Origin of the sequence: Sphingobacterium cavernae (assembly GCF_008520265.1) — a bacterium.
Taxonomy (GTDB): Bacteria; Bacteroidota; Bacteroidia; order Sphingobacteriales; family Sphingobacteriaceae; genus Sphingobacterium; species Sphingobacterium cavernae.
Genome location: NZ_VIQM01000021.1, coordinates 1 through 24,394 on the forward strand (window position 1 = coordinate 1; position 24,394 = coordinate 24,394).

A 24,394-nucleotide genomic window follows, 5' to 3' on the forward strand; every position below is an offset into this window, starting at 1 on the left:
TGAACTTTTTCGTTTATAAACGCCTCAATATCTGACAGTGGAATTTCTTCAAGGGAGGGATATTTGCTAACATGTTTAAGAAATATACTAGCGTAATCCTTGTACGATCTAATGGTATTGCCAGCATATCTCTGCATCAGCAATCTCTTTTCGAAGGTTTCAAGTATGATTTCGCTATTCATATCAGGGAAATAGTATTTTATAATATTTTGTTTCGCTATTTGTGCGGTTTTATTTTTTAAATACAAATATATCAATATCTTATGTAGAAAGAAAAGTCAAATAACGAAACACGTATATAGGGTTGGTTAAGCGAAATTTTCCGTATATTCGTTTCGTTAAAACAGATGTTGTTGTTAGCAATCCGCTGCGCTCCTTGCTAACAATGGCTCGGCGACTTACGTCGCTTGCCGTAAGCCGCCGCTGCGCGGACTGCTTACAACAAGCGACTTGGCTAAATAGCTCCGCTTTTGTATCTTCGATACAGCTTCGCTACTTCGCCAATTCGCCGAGCCATTAGGCGTAATGCTACCAGCGACCGTACAAACCTTAACCGTCAGACAGAAAACAACAAATGAATGACAACGATACTAAACGACTTTCAAGACTGACTGCAATTCTGACACAACTGCAAACAAAACGACTTTTGACAGCTACGGAACTTGCAGACAAATTTTCGGTTAGTATCAGGACAATATACAGAGACATCAGAGCTTTGGAGCAAGCCGGAGTTCCGATTGTAACAGAAGACGGAAAGGGTTATACGTTAATGGAAGGATACAGAGTTCCACCTGTAATGTTTACCGAAGCACAAGCCAACGCTTTGATTACCGCAGAGCAGTTAGTGCTTAAAAACAAAGACACTTCGTTCATTAAAGACTACAAAGAAGCTATTGATAAAATCAAAGCAGTTTTAAAATACAGCATAAAAGACAAAGCCAATTTACTTTCCGAAAGGGTTCAGTTCAGACAAAACAGCAATAACGAAAAAACAAGCAATTATTTATCTGACTTGCAATTTGCTCTGACCAACTTCCACCTGACAGAAATAAAATACACAAACGAAGCTAACCAAAACACAAACAGAACTATTGAACCTTTTGCTTTGTATAGCACACAGGAAAATTGGTTGCTTATTGCATTTTGCCGTCTGCGAAAAGAATATCGGGCTTTCAGACTTGATAGAATTAAGCAGTTGAGAATACTCAACGATACTTTCAAACCGCACAACATTACGTTGGAAGAATATTTTGAAATCTGTCGTGAAAAATATTCTTCACACCCCTGACATACTGTTGTCGCAACCCGATTTTAGCTTTGTGTCTCAACAAAAAATAAATCAAAATGGACAAAGTAAAAATTGAACCTTTTAAGATAATCGGAATTTCGGTAAGAACCACAAACGAAAACGGACAAGCTGCAAAAGAAATTGCGGACTTGTGGGGTAAGTTTATGAATGAAAAAGTTTTGGATGCAATCCCAAACAAAACTGACAACACGGTATATTCTATATACACCGACTATGAAAGCGACCATACAAAACCCTATACGGCAATTTTGGGTTGCAGGGTAGAAAACCTGAACGACATTCCTAACGGAATGATTGGCAAGTCGTTTGACGGTGGAAACTATGTGAAACTATCTGCCAAAGGGGATTTGATGAAAGGGTTGATAGTAAACAAATGGGCTGAAATTTGGGAAATGGATTTAGACAGGGTATTTACCACAGACTTTGAAGTTTTTGGAGCAAAAGCTCAAAATCCGACAGATGCAGAGATTGACTTTTTAATTGCCATAAAATAGCAAAGAATGTTAGAAGAACTTCATAACTATTATCTGAACAAAGAAGAACCAAACAAGAGTTGTTTACTTGCGTTGCGGAGTATTATCCTTGACCAAGACACAAACATTATTGAAACGCAAAAGTGGGGAATGCCCTGCTTTTGCTATAAGAAGAAAATGTTTTGCTATTTGTGGACAGATAAAAAAACGAACGAACCTTATATTCTTATGGTAGAAGGAAAATACCTTGACCACCCCGAATTGGAAGAAGGTGACCGTTCCCGAATGAAAATTTTCAGGGTTAATCCAAACAAAGATTTACCCATAAAGACAATTGAGAGCATTTTACAAAAAGCGTTAGACTTATACAGGAAAGGAACAATAAAAATCAAAGAATGACCGACAGAAAGCACATACGCCTAACGGCTCGGCGACTTGGCGAAGTAGCGAAGCTGTATCGAAGATACAAAAGCGGAGCTATTTAGCCAAGTCGCTTGTTGTAAGCAGTCCGCGAAGCGGCGGCTTACGGCAAGCGACGTAAGTCGCCGAGCCATTGTTAGCAAGGAGCGCAGCGGATTGCTAACAACAAGGGTTTGGCGTAATGGCGGGTGTAGTTCTTCGTATGAAACTTTTTGCTAAATTTGAACATTGGTGCTTCGTATCAAGTGTTGTGCTAAAAAGCCCCCACTACGCCAAGCCCCGAGCCATTGTTAGCAATCCGCTGCGCTCCTTGCTAACAATGGCTCGGCGACTTACGTCGCTTGCCGTAAGCCGCCGCTGCGCGGACTGCTTACAACAAGCAACTTGGCTAAATAGCTCCGCTTTTGTATCTTCGATACAGCTTCGCTACTTCGCCAAGTCGCCGAGCGGTTATGCCTCACCCTAAAGGACGACAAGACAAAAAATGAAGATATATCTAACAGACCAGAAAAATAAGTTCAAACAACACCTTGACTTTTTAAAGACAAAGGGTGTTATGGACTATGATAAAACTCGTCTGACAGAAAAAATTACAACCATTGAAATCAACACGACAAAGAAAATTGACCAACTAAATCTTGACTTTTTGTTCGACTACCAAATCTTTCCGGACAACATTATGACCTTTAAGAACCAGTGGACGGACGAGAATAGAAAAATGAGAATTGGCGACACAATCGCTCAACAAGTTTACATTCCACCGACAAAGACATTTTCGCAGAAGATAATTTTTGGTGTAAGAGTTAACGAAGTCATTGACCAACAAAACAAAAAAGGATTTAGCTACGAAACTCTTGAAGGGCACGTTGAGAAAGGTATTTCGACTTTTACAGTTGAGCAGTTTGACAACAAGCTTATTTTTAAAATTCAGACCTACTCGACACCAGGAAATATTTTGACAAAATTACTTGGACCAATTTTTTCTGTTCCATATCAGACATTTTGTACAAAGACTGCATTGAAAAACGTAAAACGACAATTAGAAAATCAATGAAACTAACGAGAGAAAAAGAAGGGCGAAGGCATAACACGGGTTTTGCGTCAGGCGGGCTGACGTGCAAACTTGGAACGTTGTGCTTCTAATGAACTTTAGTAATAAATTGAAACTTTGTGCTCCGAAACCCGCCCGAACGCAAAGCCCGAAACCGTTGTTAGCAATCCGCTGCGCTCCTTGCTAACAACCGCTCGGCGACTTACGTCGCTTGCCGTAAGCCGCCGCTGCGCGGACTGCTTACAACAAGCGACTTGGCTAAATAGCTCCGCTTTTGTATCTTCGATACAGCTTCGCTACTTCGCCAATTCGCCGAGCGGTTAGCTACAATATTAATGAAGACAATAATCAACATAATATTTTCGACATTGCTACTGATTTTTTACAGTTGTGGCAACAGCAATCAGACAAGTCAAGAGACAGAGCAAAATATCTCAGACAACTCTCAGACAATTGAGAATGAAGATGTTGGCAATAAGATTGACTATGACAATACCAAGGTAATTAGAAATGTTTACGTTACTGACAGAGAAGGAGTCGAACTAAAACAGGAAGCAAATGAAAACTCGACAACATTAGGAATTTATGAATACGGAACAAAGCTTGACGTAATTGAAGAGACAGATAAATGGCTTGGAGTTCGAGAGAGAATTACTAGAGATTTTATTAGAGATGGCAGTAAAATACAAAGTACAGGTTGGGAAAAAATCTATGTCCTGAAAAACAAGACAGGCATAATTAACGAAATAAGTTTGCTTCCTTCTGACTTGAATATAATTTCTTCCTTGACAAGGAACCAAAAAACAGAATATTTTGAGAATGGCAAGCAGCTCAAAGAGTTTCTCTCTCTCGAACTTATTGACAAAACGGTATTTGACAAAAACAAAAGCATTGCTGTTAACTTTATTATTGCTGATTCAAGTGTGATTAAAAAGAAAAATGGAATTATTGAATTGAAATGCCAAAATAAAGCTGTTAAGTTCATTGACAAACCAGACGCAGAAGAAGAAAGACAAGAATTTTATTACGCAGGACAAATTGATTTTTTAAACCAATATATAATCGGTGGTTCATATTGGGAAAGTTTGGACTATAGATTCATTGACAAAACAAGCGGAGAAGAAACTGCTATTTTTGGCGAGTTTCCATATATTTCACCTGATAAGAAGAACATAATCTGTATATACACCAATCCATATGAAACGACCGCTGATTTAGAACTTTACTCAATTTCCAACAATAAACCTAAACATATAATGAGTGTCAGTTTTAAAAATTGGATGCCTACAGTTGAGACAGGAGAAATGTATTGGGGTATTGACGGATATTTATATTTGACAGTTAATCACGTAAATTCATTTTGGACGGCAGACGGACACTTAAATGAGAAATGCCAATATATAAGAATAAAAATACTGTAGCTAACAGGCGTTTGGCTCAATGGCGGGTGAAGCGGGTAATTGAACATTCTGCCTCACATCAACTTTTGTGGTGTATTGACAGTTTTGTGCTACGAAATCCGCCACTGCGCCAAGCGCCAAAACGTTATAGGTAAGCGTAAAAGACGATACAACGACAAATGAGTATAGACTTTGACAACATATTTCAACATGTAATTCCTATGGACGACTTTCGACTGAAATGGCGTTTTACGGAAGAGAAATATGACAAGTTGCCCGACCAACATCTTGACCAACTAAAACCATTGGACAATGAAGCTGCCAAGTTTTTGTGGGACTATATCGCAAAGACAAATTTGCACAACGACACGCCATTTAAAAAAGACTTCTTTCGGACAATTGACAAGGCAAGAATTTTAGAGGGCAATGAAAAGGATATTAAAAAATGGCTTTATCAAAGAGGACTTCCATTTGAAAAACCTGTTTTCCTTTCCTGGCAACCAACAGACGCAATGATTGTTCCTTGGAAAATTTTAATAAAATACTTTGACAGCTTTTATTATGGTTCATCGGACGACCTGACTGTAATTGACCAAAGTTTAAACTGGGCATTGTTATTTTATCATGAAGACGAAATTTATTTTGGAACTAATAAAGACTTTAAACCAAGTGAAACTTTTGCGGACATTGATTTTATTTGGTAACATAGACACATTGGGCAGAACGCCTACCTATAACACGGGTTTTGCGTCAGGCGGGCTGACGTGCAAACTCGGAGCTTTGTGCTTCTATTCAAGTTCAATGCTGGTTGACAGTTTTGTCCTCCGAAACCCGCCCGAACGCAAAGCCCGAAAACGTTGTTAGCAATCCGCTGCGCTCCTTGCTAACAATGGCTCGGCGACTTACGTCGCTTGCCGTAAGCCGCCGCTTCGCGGACTGCTTACAACAAGCGACTTGGCTAAATAGCTCCGCTTTTGTATCTTCGATACAGCTTCTCTACTTCGCCAATTCGCCGAGCGGTTAGCGGTCAGGCTAGAAAACTACACAGAGAAAAATAATAACAGGAAAAACAATTTTAATTGAGTAATAAAATAAAGACTTCAGAACCGAATAATAAAACCATCGTACAAATTAGTTGAATTATGACAAATCAAAGTTTCAAAATAGAAAAATATACAGACAAAGACAGAGAACAAATTCTCAACATTTGGGAAAAATCAGTATTAGCAACTCACGACTTTCTAAATCAGACTGACTTTGAAGAAATCAAACAACTCGTACAGACATTCAATTTTAATGATTTTGAAGTATACTGTCTAAAACAAAATAACCAAGTTTCAGGGTTTATTGGTCTTGCTGAAAAAAAAATAGAAATGCTTTTCTTTTCACCTGAATATATTGGAAAAGGTCTTGGAAGAAAACTCACAGACTTCGCCATTACAGAATTGAAAGCAGACAAAGTTGACGTAAACGAACAAAACACAAATGCGGTTAAATTTTACAAAAAAATAGGGTTCAAAACATACGAACGAACAGAAAAAGATGACCAAGGAAGAGAATATCCTTTGTTGAGAATGAAACTTGAAACATTAGAAAACTAACAACGAAAAAAAGCCCGAACCGCTAACAGCAGTTTGGCAAAATGGCGGGTTCAGTGCTAAATTGAACATTTGGTTTTCAAATCAACATCAGTGCTAAAATGAAAGTAAATGCTTCTAAATCCGCCACTTCGCCAAGCTGCAAAACGTTAGCGGTAATTTTAACAGACACTTCTCAATGACAAAAAGGACAACAATTTTAATAGGTTTCATAGGACTTAAATTCTTGCTGCAATTTTTGCTATTAAGCAGTGAATATGACTTGCAACGAGACGAATATTTGCATCTTGACCAAGCAAATCATTTGGCTTGGGGTTATCTTTCGGTCCCACCCTTTACATCTTGGACATCTTATATTATTCAATTACTTGGCAATTCAATTTTTTGGATTAAGTTCTTCCCAGCCTTGTATGGGGCATTGACAATTTATATCGTTTGGAAAGCCATAGAAGAATTAAATGGAAATCTTTTTGCATTGATTTTAGGGGCAACTTGTGTTTTATTTTCTGCTCTTTTGCGATTGAATACTTTATATCAACCCAACTCATTTGACGTACTAAGTTGGACAGTTTTATACTTTATATTGCTAAAATATATCAAAACAAATGATTTCAAGTGGCTTTGTATAGGAGCAATAGCTTTTGCAATTGGCTTTTTAAATAAGTACAACATTGTTTTTTTATTAATTGGACTAGTACCTTCATTATTGATTACGGAGCATAGGAAAATATTTTTAAAACCCACTTTGTATTTTGCCATTTTATTAGGTTTGGTTTTAGTCTTACCTAATCTTGTTTGGCAATACAATAATAATTTCCCAGTCTTACACCATTTAAAAGAATTGGCAGAAACGCAATTAGTAAATGTAAATAGATTTGATTTTTTGAAAAATCAGTTGCTCTTTTTTTTAGGTTCACTAATAGTAATCTTTGCATCATTCTATGCATTGCTTTTTTACACGCCTTTCAACAAGTATAGACTATTTTTTTTCTCTATCCTCTTTACTTTAATAGCTTTTATTTACTTTAAGGCAAAAGACTATTATGCTATTGGCATTTATCCAATTTACATTGCTTTTGGTTCTGTTTATATTGCAGATATTTTAAAAGATGGTTGGAGTAAATATTTACAACCAGTTGCAATTGCTGTTCCCTTACTAATATTTATTCCCATTTTTAATGTTGCGTTTCCTAATAAAAGCCCAGAATACATTGTTCAACATCCAGAAAACTACAAAAAATTAGGTTTACTGCGTTGGGAAGATGGCAAAGACCATTTATTGCCACAAGATTTTGCAGATATGCTTGGTTGGAAAGAATTAGCACAGAAAGTAGATAGCATTTATTTAAGATTACCTAACAAAAATAATACGCTTATTCTTTGCGATAATTATGGACAGGCAGGGGCAATAAATTATTATACAAGCCAAGAAATACAAGCAGTTTCTTTCAATGCTGACTACATAGATTGGTTTGATTTAAATAAAAAATATGAAAACTTAATTAGAGTTAAGGAAGCAGAAGAAGTAAATTTAGAATTACAAGAAACATCGCCCTTTTTTCAAAATTCAACCCTTGCAACCTCAATAACTAATCAATATGCAAGAGAGTTTGGGACAGGGATATTTCTTTTTACAGGTGCAAAAATTGACATTAGACAAAGAATTAAAGATGAAATTGCCGAAAAGAAAAACTACCGCTAACAGCCGTTTGCCGCAATGGGGGCTGACGTGGTTAAATCAAGTGCAGTGCTTCTATCAACATTTGTGCTTGGTTGACAGTGAAGTGCTCCGAAATCCCCTACTGCGGCAAGCGCCTGATCCGTTGTTAGCAATCCGCTGCGCTCCTTGCTAACAACCGCTCGGCGACTTACGTCGCTTGCCGTAAGCCGCCGCTGCGCGGACTGCTTACAACAAGCGACTTGGCTAAATAGCTCCGCTTTTGTATCTTCGATACAGCTTCGCTACTTCGCCAATTCGCCGAGCCGTTACAGGCAAGCATAAAGACGACACCGAACCAAGAAAAACAATTCACAAAAATGGCAGACAATGAGTATGATTCATAAAGGCAGTATAATATATTGGAATCCAACCTTTGGTTATGGCTTCATTGAATGTCCTGAGCTTTCAAGTAGTATTTTCTTTCATAAAAGTAATTGTAATTATGAAAACGTGCAGCTTTTTGACAGAGTATCATTTCAAATTTCAATAGCAAATTCAAAAAAGCACAAAGGAAAAAAGATTGCAGTAGAAATAAATCTGATTGGAAGAGGCGAATTCAAAGAAAACTACGATTTGCGCATCGGAACTATTCAGAATTGGAATGGCAAATTTGGTTTTATAGACTATCCCACGGATGGTAAAAAGATATTTCTATTTCACACAAGACTATTAAATTCAAAAAGCATACAAAATGATGATTTAGTTATTTTTAATCCAATTGTATCAAACAAAGACACAACACAATTGTTTGCTTTTTTCGCATATCCAATTTCCATTGAAAAGGACGTTGTTTTTTTAAAATCACAGTACGAAAATTACCAAATACCTGCATTAAAAGATTACATACTGAGTGTTTCTAATCAAAATGAATTAACTCTGACAGAAAGATTTGAACTAGAATTAATAAACCTTGGGTTTATATCAACAATTGAAGACTACTTGAAATTAGTAGACCTTTTAAAAAGATATAGCAAAGATTTTTCCTTTACGGTAGACTACAATTTATTGAATAAATATGTTTCAGCAACATATTTAATTCAACTATGGGAATCTGATATTATCAAGTCATACGACATAAATACAATTAAAGAGTATTTTATCAGAGTAAATGCCAACACAAAAAGAGCGATTATTCCAAAACTTACGGAAACGGATAAAGTTGTAATCATTGAATACTATTTCCTTCACATACAAAACTTAAAAAAACTTGAACGTATAAATAATGATTTAAAGACATTTTTAGACATCATATACCGAAATAAAGAAACAAGAACCAAAACCTTATATGAAAAGGTAAAACAATATTTGCTTTCAACTTTAACACCTGATGAGTTAATTGATTTGTGGTTACACGACTATATTGACGGGTTAAGTGAAAATTTTGTAGTAAATAATTTTAATATAGGTGACAGAAATTCTATAAAACTACTTCTACAAAAGAAAGACGAAAACGGAAAACTAAAATATGTAGAATTAATGTCCAAAATTTACGAGCAGTATTTTATTGATATTGCAAAGGGCAATTTAGACTTTGAACAAGAATATCCGAACTTAGTTAGGTATTTGAAAATATTTGAGGAAGAGTTTAAAGACCGTTATGTAGAAATAATTAACATTCTTCAAAAAACATTAAAGACATATCAGCAATTTGTATTGTGGATTTTAGGAATAAACTTAGAGTTTAATGCGTATTCTTTCGTTCACAAAAACATTGAAGATATAAACCATTATTATAGATTAAAGTTTCTTTTACGGTATTCGAATGAAAATCAAAATATTGATATTCAAAATTTAGATTTCGTTCATATTGATTTAAACGGATTGAAAGATTTCGCAATCCATTACAAATGGAATGATGTAATTTATCCAACAAAAATAATAGGAAGAGAAGAAATTCATAGTTTCTTGAATGATGTAATTGATTACAATTCAAAATTCGAAAAAGATTTAGACCAATTTGATTTGGCTGTTGCTATATACAATTCAATTGAAAAATATAGCGAAGTTCATATACGGTTGTGGTTGAATTTTCTCTTTCTTGATAAAATGTACTATGACTATGTAGGATATAGTAATTGCTTTAAGAATTTGACAAACGAAGAACGAAAGGAATTTCGTTTAAAGGCTAATGAAAGAGAATTTTCAGAAATAATTGAGCAGGAAATTTCGGAAGTAAAGCCTTGTAAAAATTTTGAATTGAATAATGAAACAACAAAGACATACAATGCTTTTGTTGAAAATATATATTTCAGTAATGGGGCAATTAGATTACGATTAGAAAATGGAAATTATACAGAACAGTTTGCACAAGTATATTCAAGTACAGGATTAAACAGAATACCAGCAAGCCATTATTTGAATAAAATATCACTAAAAATAGTTGTAGAAGAAAATTCCAGTAAACACCTCATTATTGAAATAGAGGGTTTAGATACTTTATTTACCCTAATTCATACAGGCGAAATAGAAAAAGCATTAGGGATAATTGTAGAAGGAAATAAAAGTAACAAGCAGAATTATACTTATGTAGAAGATTGGCGACTTAGAAAGGAAGTAATAGATTATCTAAATGCCAATCAATATATAAAAATTGGAACAACAATAGTAAATGAGCCTAAAAATATGTACAGGCGATTAGATGAAGAGTCGGGAATTGATTTATTCGAAAAGACAGAATTATTTACGATAAAAATTGAAGATAAAAATGAGTATGCAATTATTTGGGAGAATATTGACTTTTCGGAAGATAGAGCTACATACATTTTTAAATGTCTTCAAAAAAATCACACCATACAAATTAAAAAAATAGCTGATGCTATTTCGTCATTAGCCCAATTTAGGTCAACTTTGTCAAGTACAAAAGATGAAAAGGAACTGTACATTTTTAAAAACAATTTTGGTTTTATAACTTCCATAAGAAAGCAAAGAGGAAAAAATAAACCATTTTCAAATTGGTTAGAAAAATTAGAAAATGCACTAATACAGAAAACGCCAGAATTATCTACAATTGAAGATTTGGAAGGGTTAAAAAATTGGAAACCAAACATACCACATACAGCGAGAATAAAAAAATCATCACAAATAAACTTCAAATCATCTGCCGTAATCAGAGAAAAAGATTTAGCAAAAACTGACATATTAACAAGTCAAGAAGAAAATAATAATGATGAAAAAATGAAAGAAACTACCAGCATTCATATTGAAGATAAAATTTCATTATTGAATATTTTAAAAGAATTCAATCAACATTTTACTGAAAATTTAAAATTCTAATTGCAATGAACGAAGAAATTTCCATAGAACAACAATTGCAGACAGAACTTTCTCGACTGAAAAAAGCAATTGAATATATTGAACAAGCTGAAAATAGTATTCAAAAAGTTCAGTTAGTTAATAATGACACTCAATCCAAATGCGAGGAAATTCTCAAATCAAATGAGGATTTGAAAAGTGCGATATATGTCGCTAAATCTGAGACAAATAAGAAATTTGAACAAATTATAGGTGATTTGGACAAACTTTCTAAAACCGTTGCTATGCAAAACAAGACAATTGAACAAAATCAAAAAGAAATTGAGCGACTAAAAAGCTTAAAATGGTATCAAAAACTATTTGGATAAAAACAATGCCAGCCTGTAACAGGCGTTTGGCTCAATGGCGGGTGACGTGGTTAATTGAACATTCTACCTCGCATCAACTTTTGTGGTGTATTGACAGTTTTGTGCTCCGAAATCCGCCACTGCGCCAAGCGCCAAAACGTTGTTGTTAGCAATCCGCTGCGCTCCTTGCTAACAATGGCTCGGCGACTTACGTCGCTTGCCGTAAGCCGCCGCTGCGCGGACTGCTTACAACAAGCGACTTGGCTAAATAGCTCCGCTTTTCTATCTTCGATACAGCTTCGCTACTTCGCCAAATCGCCGAGCCATTATGTGTCAGGCAACTAGCGACCATACAACCACGAAGAAACAGACTAATTTAAACGAAATATGTCAATAACAAGAGAAGAAGAACTTATCGGAATGAAAAAAGTAAGTGAGGCAGTTGCTTACACTTTAAAGGAAATGCGGAACTATGCCAAACCCGGTATGACAACAAAACAGTTAGACAACTTTGGTGCAAAAATACTTTCAGACATTGGTGCAAAATCAGCACCATTTTTAACATACGGTTTTCCAGGTTGGACTTGTATAAGCGTGGACAATGAATTTTGTCACGGTATTCCGTCAGACAAAAGAATTCTGAAAGAAGGAGATTTAGTAAACATTGATGTTTCCGCTGAACTTAATGGCTTTTGGTCGGACAACGGTGGCTCATTTGTGCTAGGAGAAGATATTAATCAACATCAAAAATTGGTTGACGCATCAAAAGAAATTTTACAAAAAGCCATTAATAACATCAAAGGTGGAGTTAAGATTTCAGAAGTCGGACATATTATAGAAACCGAAGCGAAAAGAAGAGGTTTTAAAGTCATTAAAAACCTTGGTGGACACGGTATTGGAAAAAGTTTACACGAACAACCTGAGGAAATAATGAACTACAAAAATCGTTTCGACCAAAGACGATTTAGAAAAAATTCTGTTGTTGCCATAGAAACTTTTATTTCGACAATTTCGTCTTTTACGACAGAACTTAATGATGGTTGGACAATGGTCGGAAACAAAGGCGGGTTTATGGCACAACACGAACATACGATTGTGGTTACTGACGGAAAACCAATTGTACTGACAGAAATGAACGAAATTTGGAACTGACAAATGCCCGAACACATAACATCGGTTTGGCAATATGGCGGCTGAAGTGCTTCTATGAAACACTTGTGCAAGGTTCAAGGGCGAAATTCTATTGAACTTTTGTGCTAAAAATCCGCCACATCGCCAAGCCGTAGCCGTTGTTAGCAATCCGCTGCGCTCCTTGCTAACAACCGCTCGGCGACTTACGTCGCTTGCCGTAAGCCGCCGCTGCGCGGACTGCTTACAACAAGCGACTTGGCTAAATAGCTCCGCTTTTGTATCTTCGATACAGCTTCGCTACTTCGCCAAGTCGCCGAGCGGTTAGTGGGCATTGTAAAGACCGACCAGTCCGAACAAATTAACTTTTGACAATGGAGAATAACGACAATAAATCAATTTCAACAAGCGGACAAGGAGCAACACCTTTCGCTCAGACATACTTTCACGGAACAAAGGCAGACCTAAAAGTTGGCGACTTAATTGAAGTTGGTTTCAACTCTAACTACGGACAACAGAAAAATGCCAAATACATCTTCTTGACAGGGACATTAGACGCTGCAATTTGGGGAGCTGAACTTGCATTTGGTGACGGACGAGATAGAATTTATTTAGTAGAACCAACAGGAGAAATTGAAAATGACCCGGACTTGACCGACAAGAAATTTCCCGGAAATCCAACACAATCGTACCGTTCAACTAAGCCATTCAGAGTTGTTGGAGAAGTAACCGTTTGGCAAGGACACCCAGCCGAACAAATAAAGACAATGAAAGAACACCTTAAAAAGCTAAAAGAACAAGGCATTAATTCACTCAATGACGAATAGAAAAGATTAATAGTATTCTGCAAATGAAAAGTAACAAAGAAATAGTTTCGGACTTTATCAATGCAACAAATGAAAAAGATTGGGATAAGGTTCTGACTTTAGTTCATAATGACTTCGTAAGACATAGTTCATCTGAACCAAAGGAGATAAAAACAAATATTGAATTAGTTAAATTTCATCAGGCAGAGTTAGAAACTTTCCCCGATTTACAAGAAACAATAATTTTTGTAATTGAAGAGGGCGACTTGGTTGCTGCCAGAATAAATTTTTCGGGAACACAATTAGGACAACTCATAAACTTTCCACCAACTGGTAAAAAACTAACAGCAGACTTCAATTGCTTCTTTCGTGTGACAGAAGGAAAAATTAAAGAAAGTTGGGTTGAGTATGATAACTTAAATGGACTAATTCAACTTGGACACTACAAGATAAATTGAAGAGAATAACGAGAAAAAAGAACAACGACCCGCTAACAGCGGCTTTGCGTAATGGCGGGTGCAGTGCTTCGTATGACAGTTTTGTGGTAGGTTCAAGTGCAGTTCTTCGATTGAACTTTTGTGCTAAAAATCCGCCACTACGCAAAGCCGCAAAACGTTAGCGGTCATTGTAAAGGACACCGACAAGGAAAAGTAAAACGAAAAATGAAGATTGAAACTCACAATATAAACGACATAAAAATAGCCGAAATAACTTCGGACGAGACAATCATTACCACATCTCAAGATGGGTTGGACTTATTAGGAAACTTATACTATCAAGGCTTTGACAGAATTGTTCTAAATGAAAAAAATATTACACCAAACTTTTTTGACCTAAAAACCGGAATTGCAGGAGAAATTCTTCAAAAATTCTCGACATATCGAGTTCGCTTGGCTATAGTTGGCGACTTCTCTAAATACACAAGCAAAAGTTTAACTGACTTCATATATGAAAGCAACAAAGGCAGACATATCAACTTTATTAATTCAACAACAGAAGCATTAAAAATACTTTCAGCCTAATGAATTTGAACAGCATAAAGATGACTTCAAATATTCTCGTCCAAATGGTTGAAATACCGAAAGGAAGGATTGAATTACGTGATGACAGAACAAAAGAAAAATGGGCTGTAGAAATTGAACCTTTTTTGCTTTACAAGTTTCCTATTACGCAAGACATATATTTTGAAATAACCAATGAAAATCCAAGCACTTTTAAAGAAGCAGTAATTTTTTGCAATAAAATCTCTGCTCAATTTAACCTGACACCTTGCTATTTAATCCAAGATAAAAACGAAGAAATAATCTTTGAAAAAACAGCGAACGGTTTTCGTTTGCCTACAGAAGCAGAATGGGAATATGCTTGTAAAGCAGGCACAACAGGAATAAGATATGGAGAACTTAATGACATTGCTTGGTACAAAGACAATTCGGAAAATAAAACCCATAACGTTGGACAAAAGACACCAAATGCGTGGGGACTTTATGATATGTTGGGAAACGTGTGGGAATGGTGTTCTGACCTATACGACACAGAAGTTTATGGTTCTTACCGCATTTTTCGTGGTGGCGGATTTTGTGACATAGAAAGGAGTGTAATGGCAACGACACGCAGAAGAAGTCACCCATTAAAATTTAAAATTGACGACCTTGGATTTAGAATTGCGAAAAACAAATAAACTAGAACAACGACCCGCTAACAGCGGTTTTGCAAAAAAGCGGGTGAAGTGGTTAATTGAACATTCTACCTCGCATCAACTTTTGTGCTATGTTGAAAGTTTTGAGCTCCGAAATCCGCTTCTTCGCAAAGCCGCCAACCGTTAGCAGAAATTTTACCGAGACACGACGACATGAAACAATAGAACAAATGACAGAAACAGTAAACATAATTGGAGCAGGAATTGGTGGACTGACAACTGCCTTGATACTCAAACAAAGAGGACTTAATGTCAACATTTTTGAAAGCTCAGCAGAAATAAAACCTGTTGGAGCAGGAATAATTTTAGCAAACAATGCAATGCAAGTATTTCAAAAATTAGGCATTCAAGACAAAATTGAAAACGCAGGGAATAGAATTTCTTTTATGAAAATTACTGACGACCAACTTAAACCGCTTTCAGTTGTGAATCTTTCAGAATACGAACAAAAATATAATGTTTCAAATATTGCCATTCACAGGGGAGAATTGCAGAAAATATTGGCTAACGAAATTGGTTTTGATAACATAAACCTTTCAAAAAGACTTTCAACAATTGAAAAAAATAGACTTTTTAAATTAACTTTTGAAGATAACTCAACGATTGAAAGTAAAATTGTAATTGGTGCAGACGGCATAAAATCAGTTGTTCGAAATCAACTTTTTGAAAAAAGCACATTGCGTAACCCAAATCAAATCTGTTGGAGGGGAATTTGTGAAATAGATTTGCCACAAAAATATCATAACGAACTGAACGAAGCTTGGGGAAAAGGCAAACGTTTTGGTTTTGTGAAAATTAGCGATAAAAAAGTATATTGGTATGCTTTGACAAACTCAAAAAATACAAATGCAGACGAAGTAAATTTGACTGAACTTTTTAGCGAATTTCACAGTGACATTTCACAAATAATTTCAGCAACTTTAAAAGAACAAATAATTATAAGCGATATTTTTGACCTAAAACCAATCGACAAATGGCAAAGCGAAAATGTCTGTTTAATTGGTGATGCAGCACACGCCACGACACCAAACTTGGGACAAGGTGCTTGCCAAGCTATAGAAGACGCTTATGTTTTAGGCAAACTTCTTGACAACGGAATAACAATCGAAAATACTTTTAAAGAATATGAGAATTTAAGACGAAAGAAAGCCCATACGATTGTAAATACAAGTTGGACGGTTGGTAAAATGGCACATATAGAAAATAAGTTTGGAATAAGACTACGAAACTTTGCAATGAAAAATATGCCAAAATCAGCCAATAAAAAACAAATGGATATGATTTTTAACTTGAACTAAATGACAACAGTAATAGCAATAATTTTATTTTTAATTTTCTTGTTTATTTCTTCAATTCACTTCTATTGGGCGTTTGGTGGAAAATGGGGAAGCGATGCTGTATTGCCAACCAAAGACGACAACAACACAAATGTGTTAAATCCTACCATTTTACCAACATTAATTGTTGCTATTGGCTTATTAGGTTTTGGACTTTTCATTTTAGTAATGTCGGGACTAATAACTTTTAACACACCTGACTGGCTTTCTAAATATGGACTTTGGACTATTGCAGTTATTTTTACTTTGAGAGCAATTGGAGACTTTAATTATGTTGGTTTTTTCAAGAAAATAAAACACACAAAATTTGGCAAAAATGACACAAAGTATTTTTCACCATTATGCTTGACAATTGGAATACTTACAATAATTTTAGAACTGACAAAATAAAAACTTCTGCTAACACGGGTTTTGCGTCAGGCGGGCTGACGTGCAAAATTCAACGGTAGTTTTTCAATTAAACATTAGTAATAAAACCAGCTTTCGTGCTTCGATTTCCCGCCCGAACGCAAAGCCCCGAACCGTTGGCAATAATACAAGAAATGATTTGAAACACGGATTTTATATAAAATCAAAAAAGGAACAAAATCAGATTCAATTTTTGATTGGATTTTTTGCATTAATAATAATCCTGACTTCCTTATATATTTCCTGGAAATCAGGAATGTATTTATTTGTGATTTTAACTTTCCCAATAACTCTATCTATAATTGCACCTTTCTTTGATACACCTTCCTTAAAAAAAAGCGGAGGTTTAATTTATTATTCACCACTCTTTCTATCTGAAAAACGCAAAAGGGGAATGATTAAAATACACGGAGGAACCTTGTTTGATTATGTTTTTGTAATTGACCAAAAAATGAATGGAAAACAAAGAACAAATTTTATAATTCAGCAATATTTAGAAGGACTTTTAAACCTTATTGAAGAAAATGAAAATAATAAGTTTGAAAATATTAAAATTCGTGGTACTAGTTACATAATCAATGAAAGGACAGCTCAACGAATTGGATTTAAGATTGCCAAAACTGATAATATTCAAAAATTAATATTGTTATACAATTGCTTCAATGTATTAATAACATATTCAATTGCAAAAGGTAAATTATCATTTCCGAATTTGAAAGAAACAAAAACATTCGAAACCAACCTAAAAGAACTTGATAAACGAAAAGATTTTATAAGGAGCTTAAATGATAAACTAAAAAGTACTATTGCCAACAATAGCTATACTCAATAGGGCAGGCAGTAGATTTGGCAAGTTCAGTTTGCACAACTACTTCTAAAAGCTAAAAATTAAAAATATTCGACCTCGTTTAAAACATTCTTAGCGAGGTTTGTTGTTCTATTAAGATTCGCTAATTGATAATTTGACTGGCTTATATTCGCTAATTTCAAGGCTGATAATTGCATTTTTGATAAACAAAAAACAAAAGCAGACCTTGGATTACGGTCATTCTTTGGGTTATTATTATTGGTCTTTTGCGGATGAAATTCAGATTCTAGTATAGTGCGGCCATCATAACATGTTTGTTTGCCTGCGCCATACTTTGACTAATTGTCCTTTGGGAACAAACTTTCTAAACTGGTCTTGTAAATAATTGCGCAATAAAATTTTTACGCCCATGAATACTGTAAGATAATAAAATTTCACTAAATTACAGTTGTGCAACATACACATGGGTTTGGTGCAATGTGGCGGGGGAAGTGGTTGTGTTGTGTAAACCTTGCCTTAAGCAATCCTCTAAACGTCACCACCAATTACAAAATGTCAAGATTGAAGCAAAAATACGGACTATTAATAATCGGAATTATTCTCGGCATCGCTTACGGACTTGTAACAAGATTAGTTTTCGGGCAAAAGGCAACTTTAGCGTCAGTGACATATCTGTTTATAATTCCGACAATTTTGGGAATTATTCCATTAATGTTTGCTGACAATGACAAACTCAAATCTTACATAAACATTATTTTTATTCCTTGGCTTACAATCGCGACTTTCTTCTTGACAATGATCTTATTTGGTATTGAAGATTTTATTTGCTTGTTAGTAATTACAGCACCATTTTTTATTTTAGGTACAATTGGAGCGTTGATTTATAGGGTAGTTCAGATTAACAAACAGAAGAGGAAAGGAAAACTTTTGACTTTAGTTTTACTACCTTTTCTATCTTCTCCAGTCGAAGAATTTATAAAAAGGCCCCTCTAAGATTTACAATGTAAAAAGTGAAGTTTTCATTGACGCAACTCCTGAAAAAATTTGGAATAATATCGTAGAAGTTCAAACAATTGATATGAAAGAATACAATTCAGGCTTTTTCAATTCAATAGGAATTCCTAGACCAATACGTGCAACAGTTGACCACAAAGCACTTGGCGGACGAAGAATAGGGAATTTTGAAGGAGGCTTAATGTTCATCGAAACAATCACAGAATATGACGAGAATAAGAAAGTTTCCTTCAACATAAAAATTGACCCCTCAACAGTTCGGCAAAAAGTATTTGACCAACACGTGCTAAATGGTAACTATTTCAATTTTGTTAACGCAACGTACGAATTGACCGAATTAAAAAACGGACAAGTTAAGCTGAGTCTTTCATCAAGTTATCAGTTGACTTCGACAATTAATTTTTATGGTAAATTTTGGGGAGATATAATCTTAACAGACTTTCAAGACAGACTATTAAATGTAATCGAAAGCAGGTGCCAAACGAAAAGTAAATGATGGTAACAATCGCTTAACACAATGGCAGCTGAAGTGGTTAATTATACATTCTAACTTTCACCAAACTTTATGAATAAACGAAAGTTAGGCTTTCTAGTGCATAGTATCACAAGTCTCAAGACTTTCTGAATTATATTACAATAACCGAATGAACAAAGAATTGATATATCTAATACTAATATTAGCATTAAAGTTTTCCTGTGTTGAAAAGAAATCAACAAAAAAAGAAATTAACAAAAACCAACCAGTAGAAACTTCAAAAACCGACTCATTAAAATTTAATCCAGCAATTCGAGCAATCTTTCAAGATAGCAAAGGCAACTATTGGATTGGTAGTCATAATGAAGGTATAGGCTTTTACAATGGTAAATCATTTAATTTCATTACAACAAAAGAAGGGTTATCCGATAATCAAATTCGATCGATCCAAGAAGATGAGAATGGTAAAATCTGGTTTGGAACAGCAAACGGAATAAGTGTTTATGACGAAGGGAAGTTTATCAATTATCCATCCAAAAATAATAAACCACTGTTTGATTGGCATAAAACAAAAGGAGATTTATGGTTTTATGCGTGGGAAGAAGACGGAATTAATCGTTTTGACGGAATAAATATGAATTATCTAATTTTCCCAAGACCCAAAAATAAACATCCTGATAAATCTTATGGTGTTACAGGGATCTCAAAAGATAAAGACGGTAAAGTTTGGATTGCGACTAGTGTTGGTTATAACTTTATAAAACAATATTGTATTGACAATTTAATAGAAATTCTAACAGCTATCCAAATGAAAAAATAATTGCAACAGGAAAGATTGAAAATCTTAAAGTTTGTAATTCTGCGAATTGTGAAATTGTTGGAATAGGAAATAGTATTGAAGGTATGGACACTGACATTTACACAATAACTATTCTTGGGTTGGATGAGGAAATTTATAGAAAGGAATTTCCAATACACATTGCTGAATATGAACACAAATTCAATAGTTAAAAATGGAAAGAAATAATCAGAATGACCCCGTGAATTTACATGTAGATACCAAAGCGACACCTTTTGCGCAGACTTATTTTCACGGTACAAAGGCAATTTTAAAGATAGGTGATTTAATACAACCTGGATTCAATTCAAACTTTGGACAAAGAAAAAGAGCAAAATATATTTTTCTATCTGCGACATTGGATGCTGCTATTTGGGGTGCGGAACTTGCTCAAGGCGAAGGTAAAGAAAGAATATATTTGGTAGAGCCAACAGGAGTGATAGAAGATGATCCTGACTTGACGGATAAAAAAATTCCAGGAAATCCAACACAATCTTATCGTTCAACAGATCCGTTTAGAGTTGTTGGAGAAGTAACAAATTGGCAAGGCCACACATCAGAACATGTTAAAGTAATGAAAGATGCTTTAGAAAAATTAAAAGAAAAGGGAATTGACTCATTAAATGATGAGTAGCATATATTGCAATACAGCGAAGCATTTGCTCTATAATGACCAAGAGGAAGGTTTAAATACTCGAAGAGAATTTGCTCATGATATTACTTGTTCGAAGATTTACGCATGTTATGACGTAAAATTGCGTTTCTAATTTCATGTCTATTCTAGTTAAATGATTTGCTTTAATTGTGTTATTTATATTTATAAGAAATTATATAAATTGCAGCGTTATAAACCTAAATCTCGTTTGCTTACTATTCTTAAAATCTAAATTTCATAATATGAAAGCAGTCATTTGTACCAAATATGGTCCACCTGAGGTTTTGCAAATTCAGGATGTACCCAAACCAACTCCCAAAAACAATGAAATTCTTGTCCGAATAATTGCATCTGCCGTCAATTCAGGGGATGTCAGGGTAAGAGGGTTGGCTGTACAAGGTTTTTTGAAAGTGATTATGCGGTTGGTTTTGGGTTTTACTAAACCAAGAAAACCCATTTTAGGTGTGGTTTTTTCTGGTGTTGTTGAGGCTGTAGGAGATAAGGTATCTAGATTTAATGTTGGCGATAAGGTTTTTGGTATGACAGGCTTCAAATTCGGAACCCATGCAGAATACATTGCTATCAATCAGTACAGTAATGTACTAGTAATGCCTGAAAATGCCACATATGAAGAGGCAGCTGCAATTGTTTTTGGGGGACATACAGCTATTTATTTTCTTAACAAAATGAAAATAGCTGAAAAGCGCAACCCAATTATTTTAATTATTGGTGCGACTGGTTCCGTTGGAACTTCTGCTATACAGATTGCGAAATATTTTGGTGCGAATATTACGGCAGTATGTAGTTCAAGTGGAAAAGATTTCGTGGAATCCTTAGGCGTTGAGGATATTATTTTGTACGATCGAGAAGATTTTCTAAATCAACCCAATCAATTTGACTTTGTTTTTGATGCGGTTGGCAAAACTACGAAGAAGCAATGTAGAAAGCTGTTGAGGGATGGAGGAGTATATAAAACGGTTGGCGGTCTGGAAACTGCTTCGGAATCTAAAGAGCAGTTGGAGTTATCGAAATTACTTTTTGAAGAAGGACTTCTCAAAGCTGTTATCGACAAAACATATACTCTAAAAGAAATAGTTGAAGCTCATCGTTATGTTGATTCTGGAAGAAAAAAGGGTAATGTAGTGCTGAAAATTACTGATTAAATTAAGATATATAATTTCTATACAATTCAAAATATAAGATGATTTAATGAGTTATTAAAATGTTCTTTTCAAATCCCATAGATAACTAAATATTAACTTCTATATTTAGATGATTTTACCCTACCATTAAAAGCTAAATTACGAAAAAAGAAATGCATGGTCAATCGCATAGCATCTACCGTTTGATTGCAATCATAAGTCTCGTATGTCTTGTGGTAGTACAATTTCAATTGATCTATAACACATTTGAACTCACAAATAATCAATATTATATCAAGGAAAAAGATGTAATTCATCAGAATTATAGTGCCCTAATCCGTAATGATAAACTCTATCCTGGTGCGCAAAAAATAATAGACAAACATATCATTCCACAAATGCCGCTTTTTGAACGATTGTATGAAAACGATCGACGAGCTTATAATAAAAAGATAGCGGAAGTTTGGAATGAGGTAATTACAGAGTTGCGGTTACGACAAAATATGGATACTATTTTTCCAAACATCGTCGAGGAGTTCAACCTGAATGATAAACTAAAATATGGACTCTATGTTGAACATATGAGTCTATCATTTGACGGAGTGAATTATGTGCCTGTCTTTATGCCTAGTGTTGATGGTGTAAGTTCTTCCCACCCGAATGGAGATAGAATCGCCGGGACGCTTGATCGTATTGATAAACAAAATCAAGTATCAGGCTATACTGTAAGCGCGCATACGAAAAACTCATATCAGATTACATTTGCATTGTATGTAGATCAAGATAATAGAGTACTGCAGATTTTTAAGGCTATGCTGCCTACTTTTTTGTTGTCAATATTTTCGATTCTATTAGTTGTTGGAATTTACTTCATTACCTATCAAAATTGGATGAGACAAAAGAAGTTGACAGCGATTACTTCGGATTTTATAAATAGTATTACACATGAATTTAACACACCAATAGCTACTATTTTAGTTGCCAATCAATCACTTGAAAATTCCGTGTTAATGGATGATAAAGTGAAATCAAGAGATTTGATAGCAGTGATCAAACGTCAATCTATTCGCTTAAAAAATTTAATTAATCAATCACTTACCATCTCACAACTCTCTAGTATTAATTTGGATAAGGCTCGTTATTATCTGCCTTCTGTTTTGTTGGAATTATTGGAAGATTATAGTTTAAAATTAGAAGACAATGTGTCGATAATACCCGATATCCAACATGATGTAAGTGAGTTAGACTTGAATAAATTTCTTTTCACCACGATGATATATAATTTGCTGGACAATGGCATTAAGTATAATGAGTCTTCGGAAAAAATAATTCAGGTGAAAGTATATCAGCAGGATAAAGATGTTTTTATATATATCGAAGATAATGGCATTGGTGTTAATTTGGAGAGTTTGAAACATATCTTCAAAAAGTTTTTTAGAGGAAAGCAGCGTGTAGAAGAAGGTGGTTTAGGATTGGGGTTATTCTATGTGCAGCAAGTTGTCAATTTACACGATTGGGATCTTTCGGTAGAAAGTGAAATAGGCAAAGGGACAAAATTTATAATTAAGATTAATACGAGGAGATAGATGTTAGCTAAAATATTATTTGTAGAAGATGAAGTGGATTTAGGTAATGTGGTGAAGCAATATTTAGAATTACGCGGATTCGAGGTTACATGGGTTCAAAGCGGTAAAGATGCATTAGACTATATATTGGCTGGGGAGAGTTATAATCTTATTATTTTGGATATTCAGTTGCCAGACATAAATGGATTTGAAGTAGCTGAAAAAATAAAGCAACAGAAGAAGGATATATTCTTTCTATTCCTGACCTCACGAAATGAAAAGAAAGATAAAATATACGGATTGGATATCGGGGCCGAAGATTATATTACTAAGCCATTCGATATCGATGAATTAATACTACGCATTAAAGTGATATTGAGAAGATCTGGATTTTTTCAAGATCAAGAAGTCCATCCAACGTCTGATCAGTACATATACCAAACGAGTGATGTTACATTTGATAGTAGTCTCATGCAGTTGATTGTTGGCGATACTAAACCAATTGTATTAACTCAGCGGGAAGTAGATCTACTGGTGTACTTTTTCCAACATAAAAATAAAGTTCTCAAACGAGATGAAATACTCACTTCTGTTTGGGGGGATAATGACTATTTTATGGGACGGAGTTTGGATGTTTTCATTTCCAGATTGCGAAAAATTTTAAGTCATTCAACAACCATACGTATAGAAAATATTTATGCGGTAGGATTTATCTTCAAACTTGAAGAAGAACATTCGTAATTAGTCAAAAACACACATATTTTTCTTATTAACAATTTGTTAACAATCCATTAGGAATGGATTAACAACTTGTTGTCTTTACTAATGCTAATTTTATATATCGGCTCTAAACCGTATATACTTAAATTATATTTTACCAATCGTATTATGAAAATAAACAGACAAATATCGCTCATTAGTATTAAAATACTAAATGGTTTTAGCTATCAAT

Annotated in this window: 26 protein-coding genes; all 26 read left to right on the plus strand. The window is 34.7% G+C overall.

Features of this window, described 5'->3' with window-relative positions; genetic code table 11:
* Positions 1 to 574 precede the first annotated feature (574 nt).
* The 26 genes from FLS47_RS02765 (at position 575) to FLS47_RS02890 (ending at position 24,183) form a co-directional block, all read left to right on the plus strand.
* Positions 575 to 1,288: a helix-turn-helix transcriptional regulator gene (locus FLS47_RS02765; RefSeq protein ID WP_149912872.1), complete on the plus strand. Its 714-nt coding sequence runs from the start codon at positions 575 to 577 to the stop codon at positions 1,286 to 1,288.
* A gap of 56 nt (positions 1,289 to 1,344) precedes the next feature.
* Entirely contained in the window at positions 1,345 to 1,803 is a 459-nt protein-coding gene (locus FLS47_RS02770; protein ID WP_149912873.1) for a GyrI-like domain-containing protein, read from the plus strand.
* 6 nt (positions 1,804 to 1,809) lie between these two features.
* Positions 1,810 to 2,181: a DUF1801 domain-containing protein gene (locus FLS47_RS02775; RefSeq protein ID WP_149912874.1), complete on the plus strand. Its 372-nt coding sequence runs from the start codon at positions 1,810 to 1,812 to the stop codon at positions 2,179 to 2,181.
* 505 nt (positions 2,182 to 2,686) lie between these two features.
* Positions 2,687 to 3,256 carry a DUF1990 family protein gene (locus FLS47_RS02780; protein ID WP_223225103.1) on the plus strand — a complete coding sequence of 190 codons (570 nt, stop codon included), beginning with the start codon at positions 2,687 to 2,689 and terminating at the stop codon, positions 3,254 to 3,256.
* A gap of 332 nt (positions 3,257 to 3,588) precedes the next feature.
* Positions 3,589 to 4,674 carry an SH3 domain-containing protein gene (locus FLS47_RS02785; RefSeq protein ID WP_149912875.1) on the plus strand — a complete coding sequence of 362 codons (1,086 nt, stop codon included), beginning with the start codon at positions 3,589 to 3,591 and terminating at the stop codon, positions 4,672 to 4,674.
* 158 nt (positions 4,675 to 4,832) lie between these two features.
* A complete protein-coding gene (locus tag FLS47_RS02790; RefSeq protein WP_149912876.1) occupies positions 4,833 to 5,357 on the plus strand; it encodes a hypothetical protein in 525 nt (174 codons plus the stop codon).
* A 438-nt stretch (positions 5,358 to 5,795) separates the two neighbouring features.
* Positions 5,796 to 6,254, plus strand: coding sequence for a GNAT family N-acetyltransferase (locus tag FLS47_RS02795; RefSeq protein ID WP_149912877.1), 459 nt, complete (start codon positions 5,796 to 5,798; stop codon positions 6,252 to 6,254).
* A gap of 175 nt (positions 6,255 to 6,429) precedes the next feature.
* Positions 6,430 to 7,953, plus strand: a complete 1,524-nt coding sequence (locus FLS47_RS02800; RefSeq protein ID WP_013407824.1) for a glycosyltransferase family 39 protein — start codon at positions 6,430 to 6,432, stop codon at positions 7,951 to 7,953.
* Between the two features lie 762 nt (positions 7,954 to 8,715).
* On the plus strand, positions 8,716 to 11,244 hold the full coding sequence (locus FLS47_RS02810; RefSeq protein WP_223225110.1) for a hypothetical protein: 2,529 nt from the start codon (positions 8,716 to 8,718) through the stop codon (positions 11,242 to 11,244).
* Positions 11,245 to 11,249: 5 nt separating this feature from the next.
* Positions 11,250 to 11,591: a hypothetical protein gene (locus FLS47_RS02815; RefSeq protein WP_149912880.1), complete on the plus strand. Its 342-nt coding sequence runs from the start codon at positions 11,250 to 11,252 to the stop codon at positions 11,589 to 11,591.
* Between the two features lie 366 nt (positions 11,592 to 11,957).
* Positions 11,958 to 12,722, plus strand: a complete 765-nt coding sequence (map, locus tag FLS47_RS02820; RefSeq protein WP_149912881.1) for a type I methionyl aminopeptidase — start codon at positions 11,958 to 11,960, stop codon at positions 12,720 to 12,722.
* A gap of 350 nt (positions 12,723 to 13,072) precedes the next feature.
* Positions 13,073 to 13,525, plus strand: coding sequence for an NAD(+)--rifampin ADP-ribosyltransferase (gene arr, locus FLS47_RS02825; RefSeq protein ID WP_149912882.1), 453 nt, complete (start codon positions 13,073 to 13,075; stop codon positions 13,523 to 13,525).
* A 23-nt stretch (positions 13,526 to 13,548) separates the two neighbouring features.
* Positions 13,549 to 13,962 carry an ester cyclase gene (locus tag FLS47_RS02830; RefSeq protein WP_149912883.1) on the plus strand — a complete coding sequence of 138 codons (414 nt, stop codon included), beginning with the start codon at positions 13,549 to 13,551 and terminating at the stop codon, positions 13,960 to 13,962.
* Positions 13,959 to 14,123, plus strand: a complete 165-nt coding sequence (locus tag FLS47_RS18210) for a hypothetical protein (protein WP_188347345.1) — start codon at positions 13,959 to 13,961, stop codon at positions 14,121 to 14,123. Before FLS47_RS02830 ends, FLS47_RS18210 begins: the two co-directional genes overlap by 4 nt.
* Before the next feature lie 43 nt (positions 14,124 to 14,166).
* Positions 14,167 to 14,526: a DUF4180 domain-containing protein gene (locus FLS47_RS02835; protein ID WP_149912884.1), complete on the plus strand. Its 360-nt coding sequence runs from the start codon at positions 14,167 to 14,169 to the stop codon at positions 14,524 to 14,526.
* Positions 14,526 to 15,182 carry a formylglycine-generating enzyme family protein gene (locus FLS47_RS02840; protein WP_149912885.1) on the plus strand — a complete coding sequence of 219 codons (657 nt, stop codon included), beginning with the start codon at positions 14,526 to 14,528 and terminating at the stop codon, positions 15,180 to 15,182. Before FLS47_RS02835 ends, FLS47_RS02840 begins: the two co-directional genes overlap by 1 nt.
* 188 nt (positions 15,183 to 15,370) lie before the next feature.
* On the plus strand, positions 15,371 to 16,498 hold the full coding sequence (locus FLS47_RS02845; RefSeq protein WP_149912886.1) for an FAD-dependent monooxygenase: 1,128 nt from the start codon (positions 15,371 to 15,373) through the stop codon (positions 16,496 to 16,498).
* Complete coding sequence (locus FLS47_RS02850; RefSeq protein WP_149912887.1) at positions 16,499 to 16,927, plus strand: DUF3995 domain-containing protein; 429 nt, start codon at positions 16,499 to 16,501, stop codon at positions 16,925 to 16,927.
* A gap of 40 nt (positions 16,928 to 16,967) precedes the next feature.
* Entirely contained in the window at positions 16,968 to 17,777 is an 810-nt protein-coding gene (locus FLS47_RS02855) for a hypothetical protein (RefSeq protein ID WP_223225104.1), read from the plus strand.
* Between the two features lie 528 nt (positions 17,778 to 18,305).
* A complete protein-coding gene (locus tag FLS47_RS02860; RefSeq protein WP_149912888.1) occupies positions 18,306 to 18,746 on the plus strand; it encodes a hypothetical protein in 441 nt (146 codons plus the stop codon).
* Between the two features lie 85 nt (positions 18,747 to 18,831).
* A complete protein-coding gene (locus FLS47_RS02865; protein ID WP_149912889.1) occupies positions 18,832 to 19,263 on the plus strand; it encodes a hypothetical protein in 432 nt (143 codons plus the stop codon).
* A gap of 148 nt (positions 19,264 to 19,411) precedes the next feature.
* Complete coding sequence (locus tag FLS47_RS02870; RefSeq protein ID WP_149912890.1) at positions 19,412 to 20,062, plus strand: two-component regulator propeller domain-containing protein; 651 nt, start codon at positions 19,412 to 19,414, stop codon at positions 20,060 to 20,062.
* A 193-nt stretch (positions 20,063 to 20,255) separates the two neighbouring features.
* Positions 20,256 to 20,714, plus strand: coding sequence for an NAD(+)--rifampin ADP-ribosyltransferase (arr, locus tag FLS47_RS02875; protein WP_149912891.1), 459 nt, complete (start codon positions 20,256 to 20,258; stop codon positions 20,712 to 20,714).
* A 263-nt stretch (positions 20,715 to 20,977) separates the two neighbouring features.
* Positions 20,978 to 21,898, plus strand: a complete 921-nt coding sequence (locus FLS47_RS02880) for an NAD(P)-dependent alcohol dehydrogenase (protein ID WP_149912892.1) — start codon at positions 20,978 to 20,980, stop codon at positions 21,896 to 21,898.
* Between the two features lie 152 nt (positions 21,899 to 22,050).
* On the plus strand, positions 22,051 to 23,463 hold the full coding sequence (locus tag FLS47_RS02885; RefSeq protein WP_149912893.1) for a sensor histidine kinase: 1,413 nt from the start codon (positions 22,051 to 22,053) through the stop codon (positions 23,461 to 23,463).
* A complete protein-coding gene (locus FLS47_RS02890) occupies positions 23,464 to 24,183 on the plus strand; it encodes a response regulator transcription factor (RefSeq protein WP_149912894.1) in 720 nt (239 codons plus the stop codon).
* Positions 24,184 to 24,394 lie beyond the last annotated feature (211 nt).

Bases quoted from the DNA above. Each gene is read 5' to 3' on its own strand.
- FLS47_RS02765 (WP_149912872.1), top strand. From the start codon at position 575: ATGAATGACAACGATACTAAACGACTTTCAAGACTGACTGCAATTCTG.
- FLS47_RS02770 (WP_149912873.1), top strand. From the start codon at position 1,345: ATGGACAAAGTAAAAATTGAACCTTTTAAGATAATCGGAATTTCGGTA.
- FLS47_RS02775 (WP_149912874.1), top strand. From the start codon at position 1,810: ATGTTAGAAGAACTTCATAACTATTATCTGAACAAAGAAGAACCAAAC.
- FLS47_RS02780 (WP_223225103.1), top strand. From the start codon at position 2,687: ATGAAGATATATCTAACAGACCAGAAAAATAAGTTCAAACAACACCTT.
- FLS47_RS02785 (WP_149912875.1), top strand. From the start codon at position 3,589: ATGAAGACAATAATCAACATAATATTTTCGACATTGCTACTGATTTTT.
- FLS47_RS02790 (WP_149912876.1), top strand. From the start codon at position 4,833: ATGAGTATAGACTTTGACAACATATTTCAACATGTAATTCCTATGGAC.
- FLS47_RS02795 (WP_149912877.1), top strand. From the start codon at position 5,796: ATGACAAATCAAAGTTTCAAAATAGAAAAATATACAGACAAAGACAGA.
- FLS47_RS02800 (WP_013407824.1), top strand. From the start codon at position 6,430: ATGACAAAAAGGACAACAATTTTAATAGGTTTCATAGGACTTAAATTC.
- FLS47_RS02815 (WP_149912880.1), top strand. From the start codon at position 11,250: ATGAACGAAGAAATTTCCATAGAACAACAATTGCAGACAGAACTTTCT.
- map (WP_149912881.1), top strand. From the start codon at position 11,958: ATGTCAATAACAAGAGAAGAAGAACTTATCGGAATGAAAAAAGTAAGT.
- arr (WP_149912882.1), top strand. From the start codon at position 13,073: ATGGAGAATAACGACAATAAATCAATTTCAACAAGCGGACAAGGAGCA.
- FLS47_RS02830 (WP_149912883.1), top strand. From the start codon at position 13,549: ATGAAAAGTAACAAAGAAATAGTTTCGGACTTTATCAATGCAACAAAT.
- FLS47_RS02835 (WP_149912884.1), top strand. From the start codon at position 14,167: ATGAAGATTGAAACTCACAATATAAACGACATAAAAATAGCCGAAATA.
- FLS47_RS02840 (WP_149912885.1), top strand. From the start codon at position 14,526: ATGAATTTGAACAGCATAAAGATGACTTCAAATATTCTCGTCCAAATG.
- FLS47_RS02845 (WP_149912886.1), top strand. From the start codon at position 15,371: ATGACAGAAACAGTAAACATAATTGGAGCAGGAATTGGTGGACTGACA.
- FLS47_RS02850 (WP_149912887.1), top strand. From the start codon at position 16,499: ATGACAACAGTAATAGCAATAATTTTATTTTTAATTTTCTTGTTTATT.
- FLS47_RS02860 (WP_149912888.1), top strand. From the start codon at position 18,306: ATGTCAAGATTGAAGCAAAAATACGGACTATTAATAATCGGAATTATT.
- FLS47_RS02865 (WP_149912889.1), top strand. From the start codon at position 18,832: ATGAAAGAATACAATTCAGGCTTTTTCAATTCAATAGGAATTCCTAGA.
- FLS47_RS02870 (WP_149912890.1), top strand. From the start codon at position 19,412: ATGAACAAAGAATTGATATATCTAATACTAATATTAGCATTAAAGTTT.
- arr (WP_149912891.1), top strand. From the start codon at position 20,256: ATGGAAAGAAATAATCAGAATGACCCCGTGAATTTACATGTAGATACC.
- FLS47_RS02880 (WP_149912892.1), top strand. From the start codon at position 20,978: ATGAAAGCAGTCATTTGTACCAAATATGGTCCACCTGAGGTTTTGCAA.
- FLS47_RS02885 (WP_149912893.1), top strand. From the start codon at position 22,051: ATGCATGGTCAATCGCATAGCATCTACCGTTTGATTGCAATCATAAGT.
- FLS47_RS02890 (WP_149912894.1), top strand. From the start codon at position 23,464: ATGTTAGCTAAAATATTATTTGTAGAAGATGAAGTGGATTTAGGTAAT.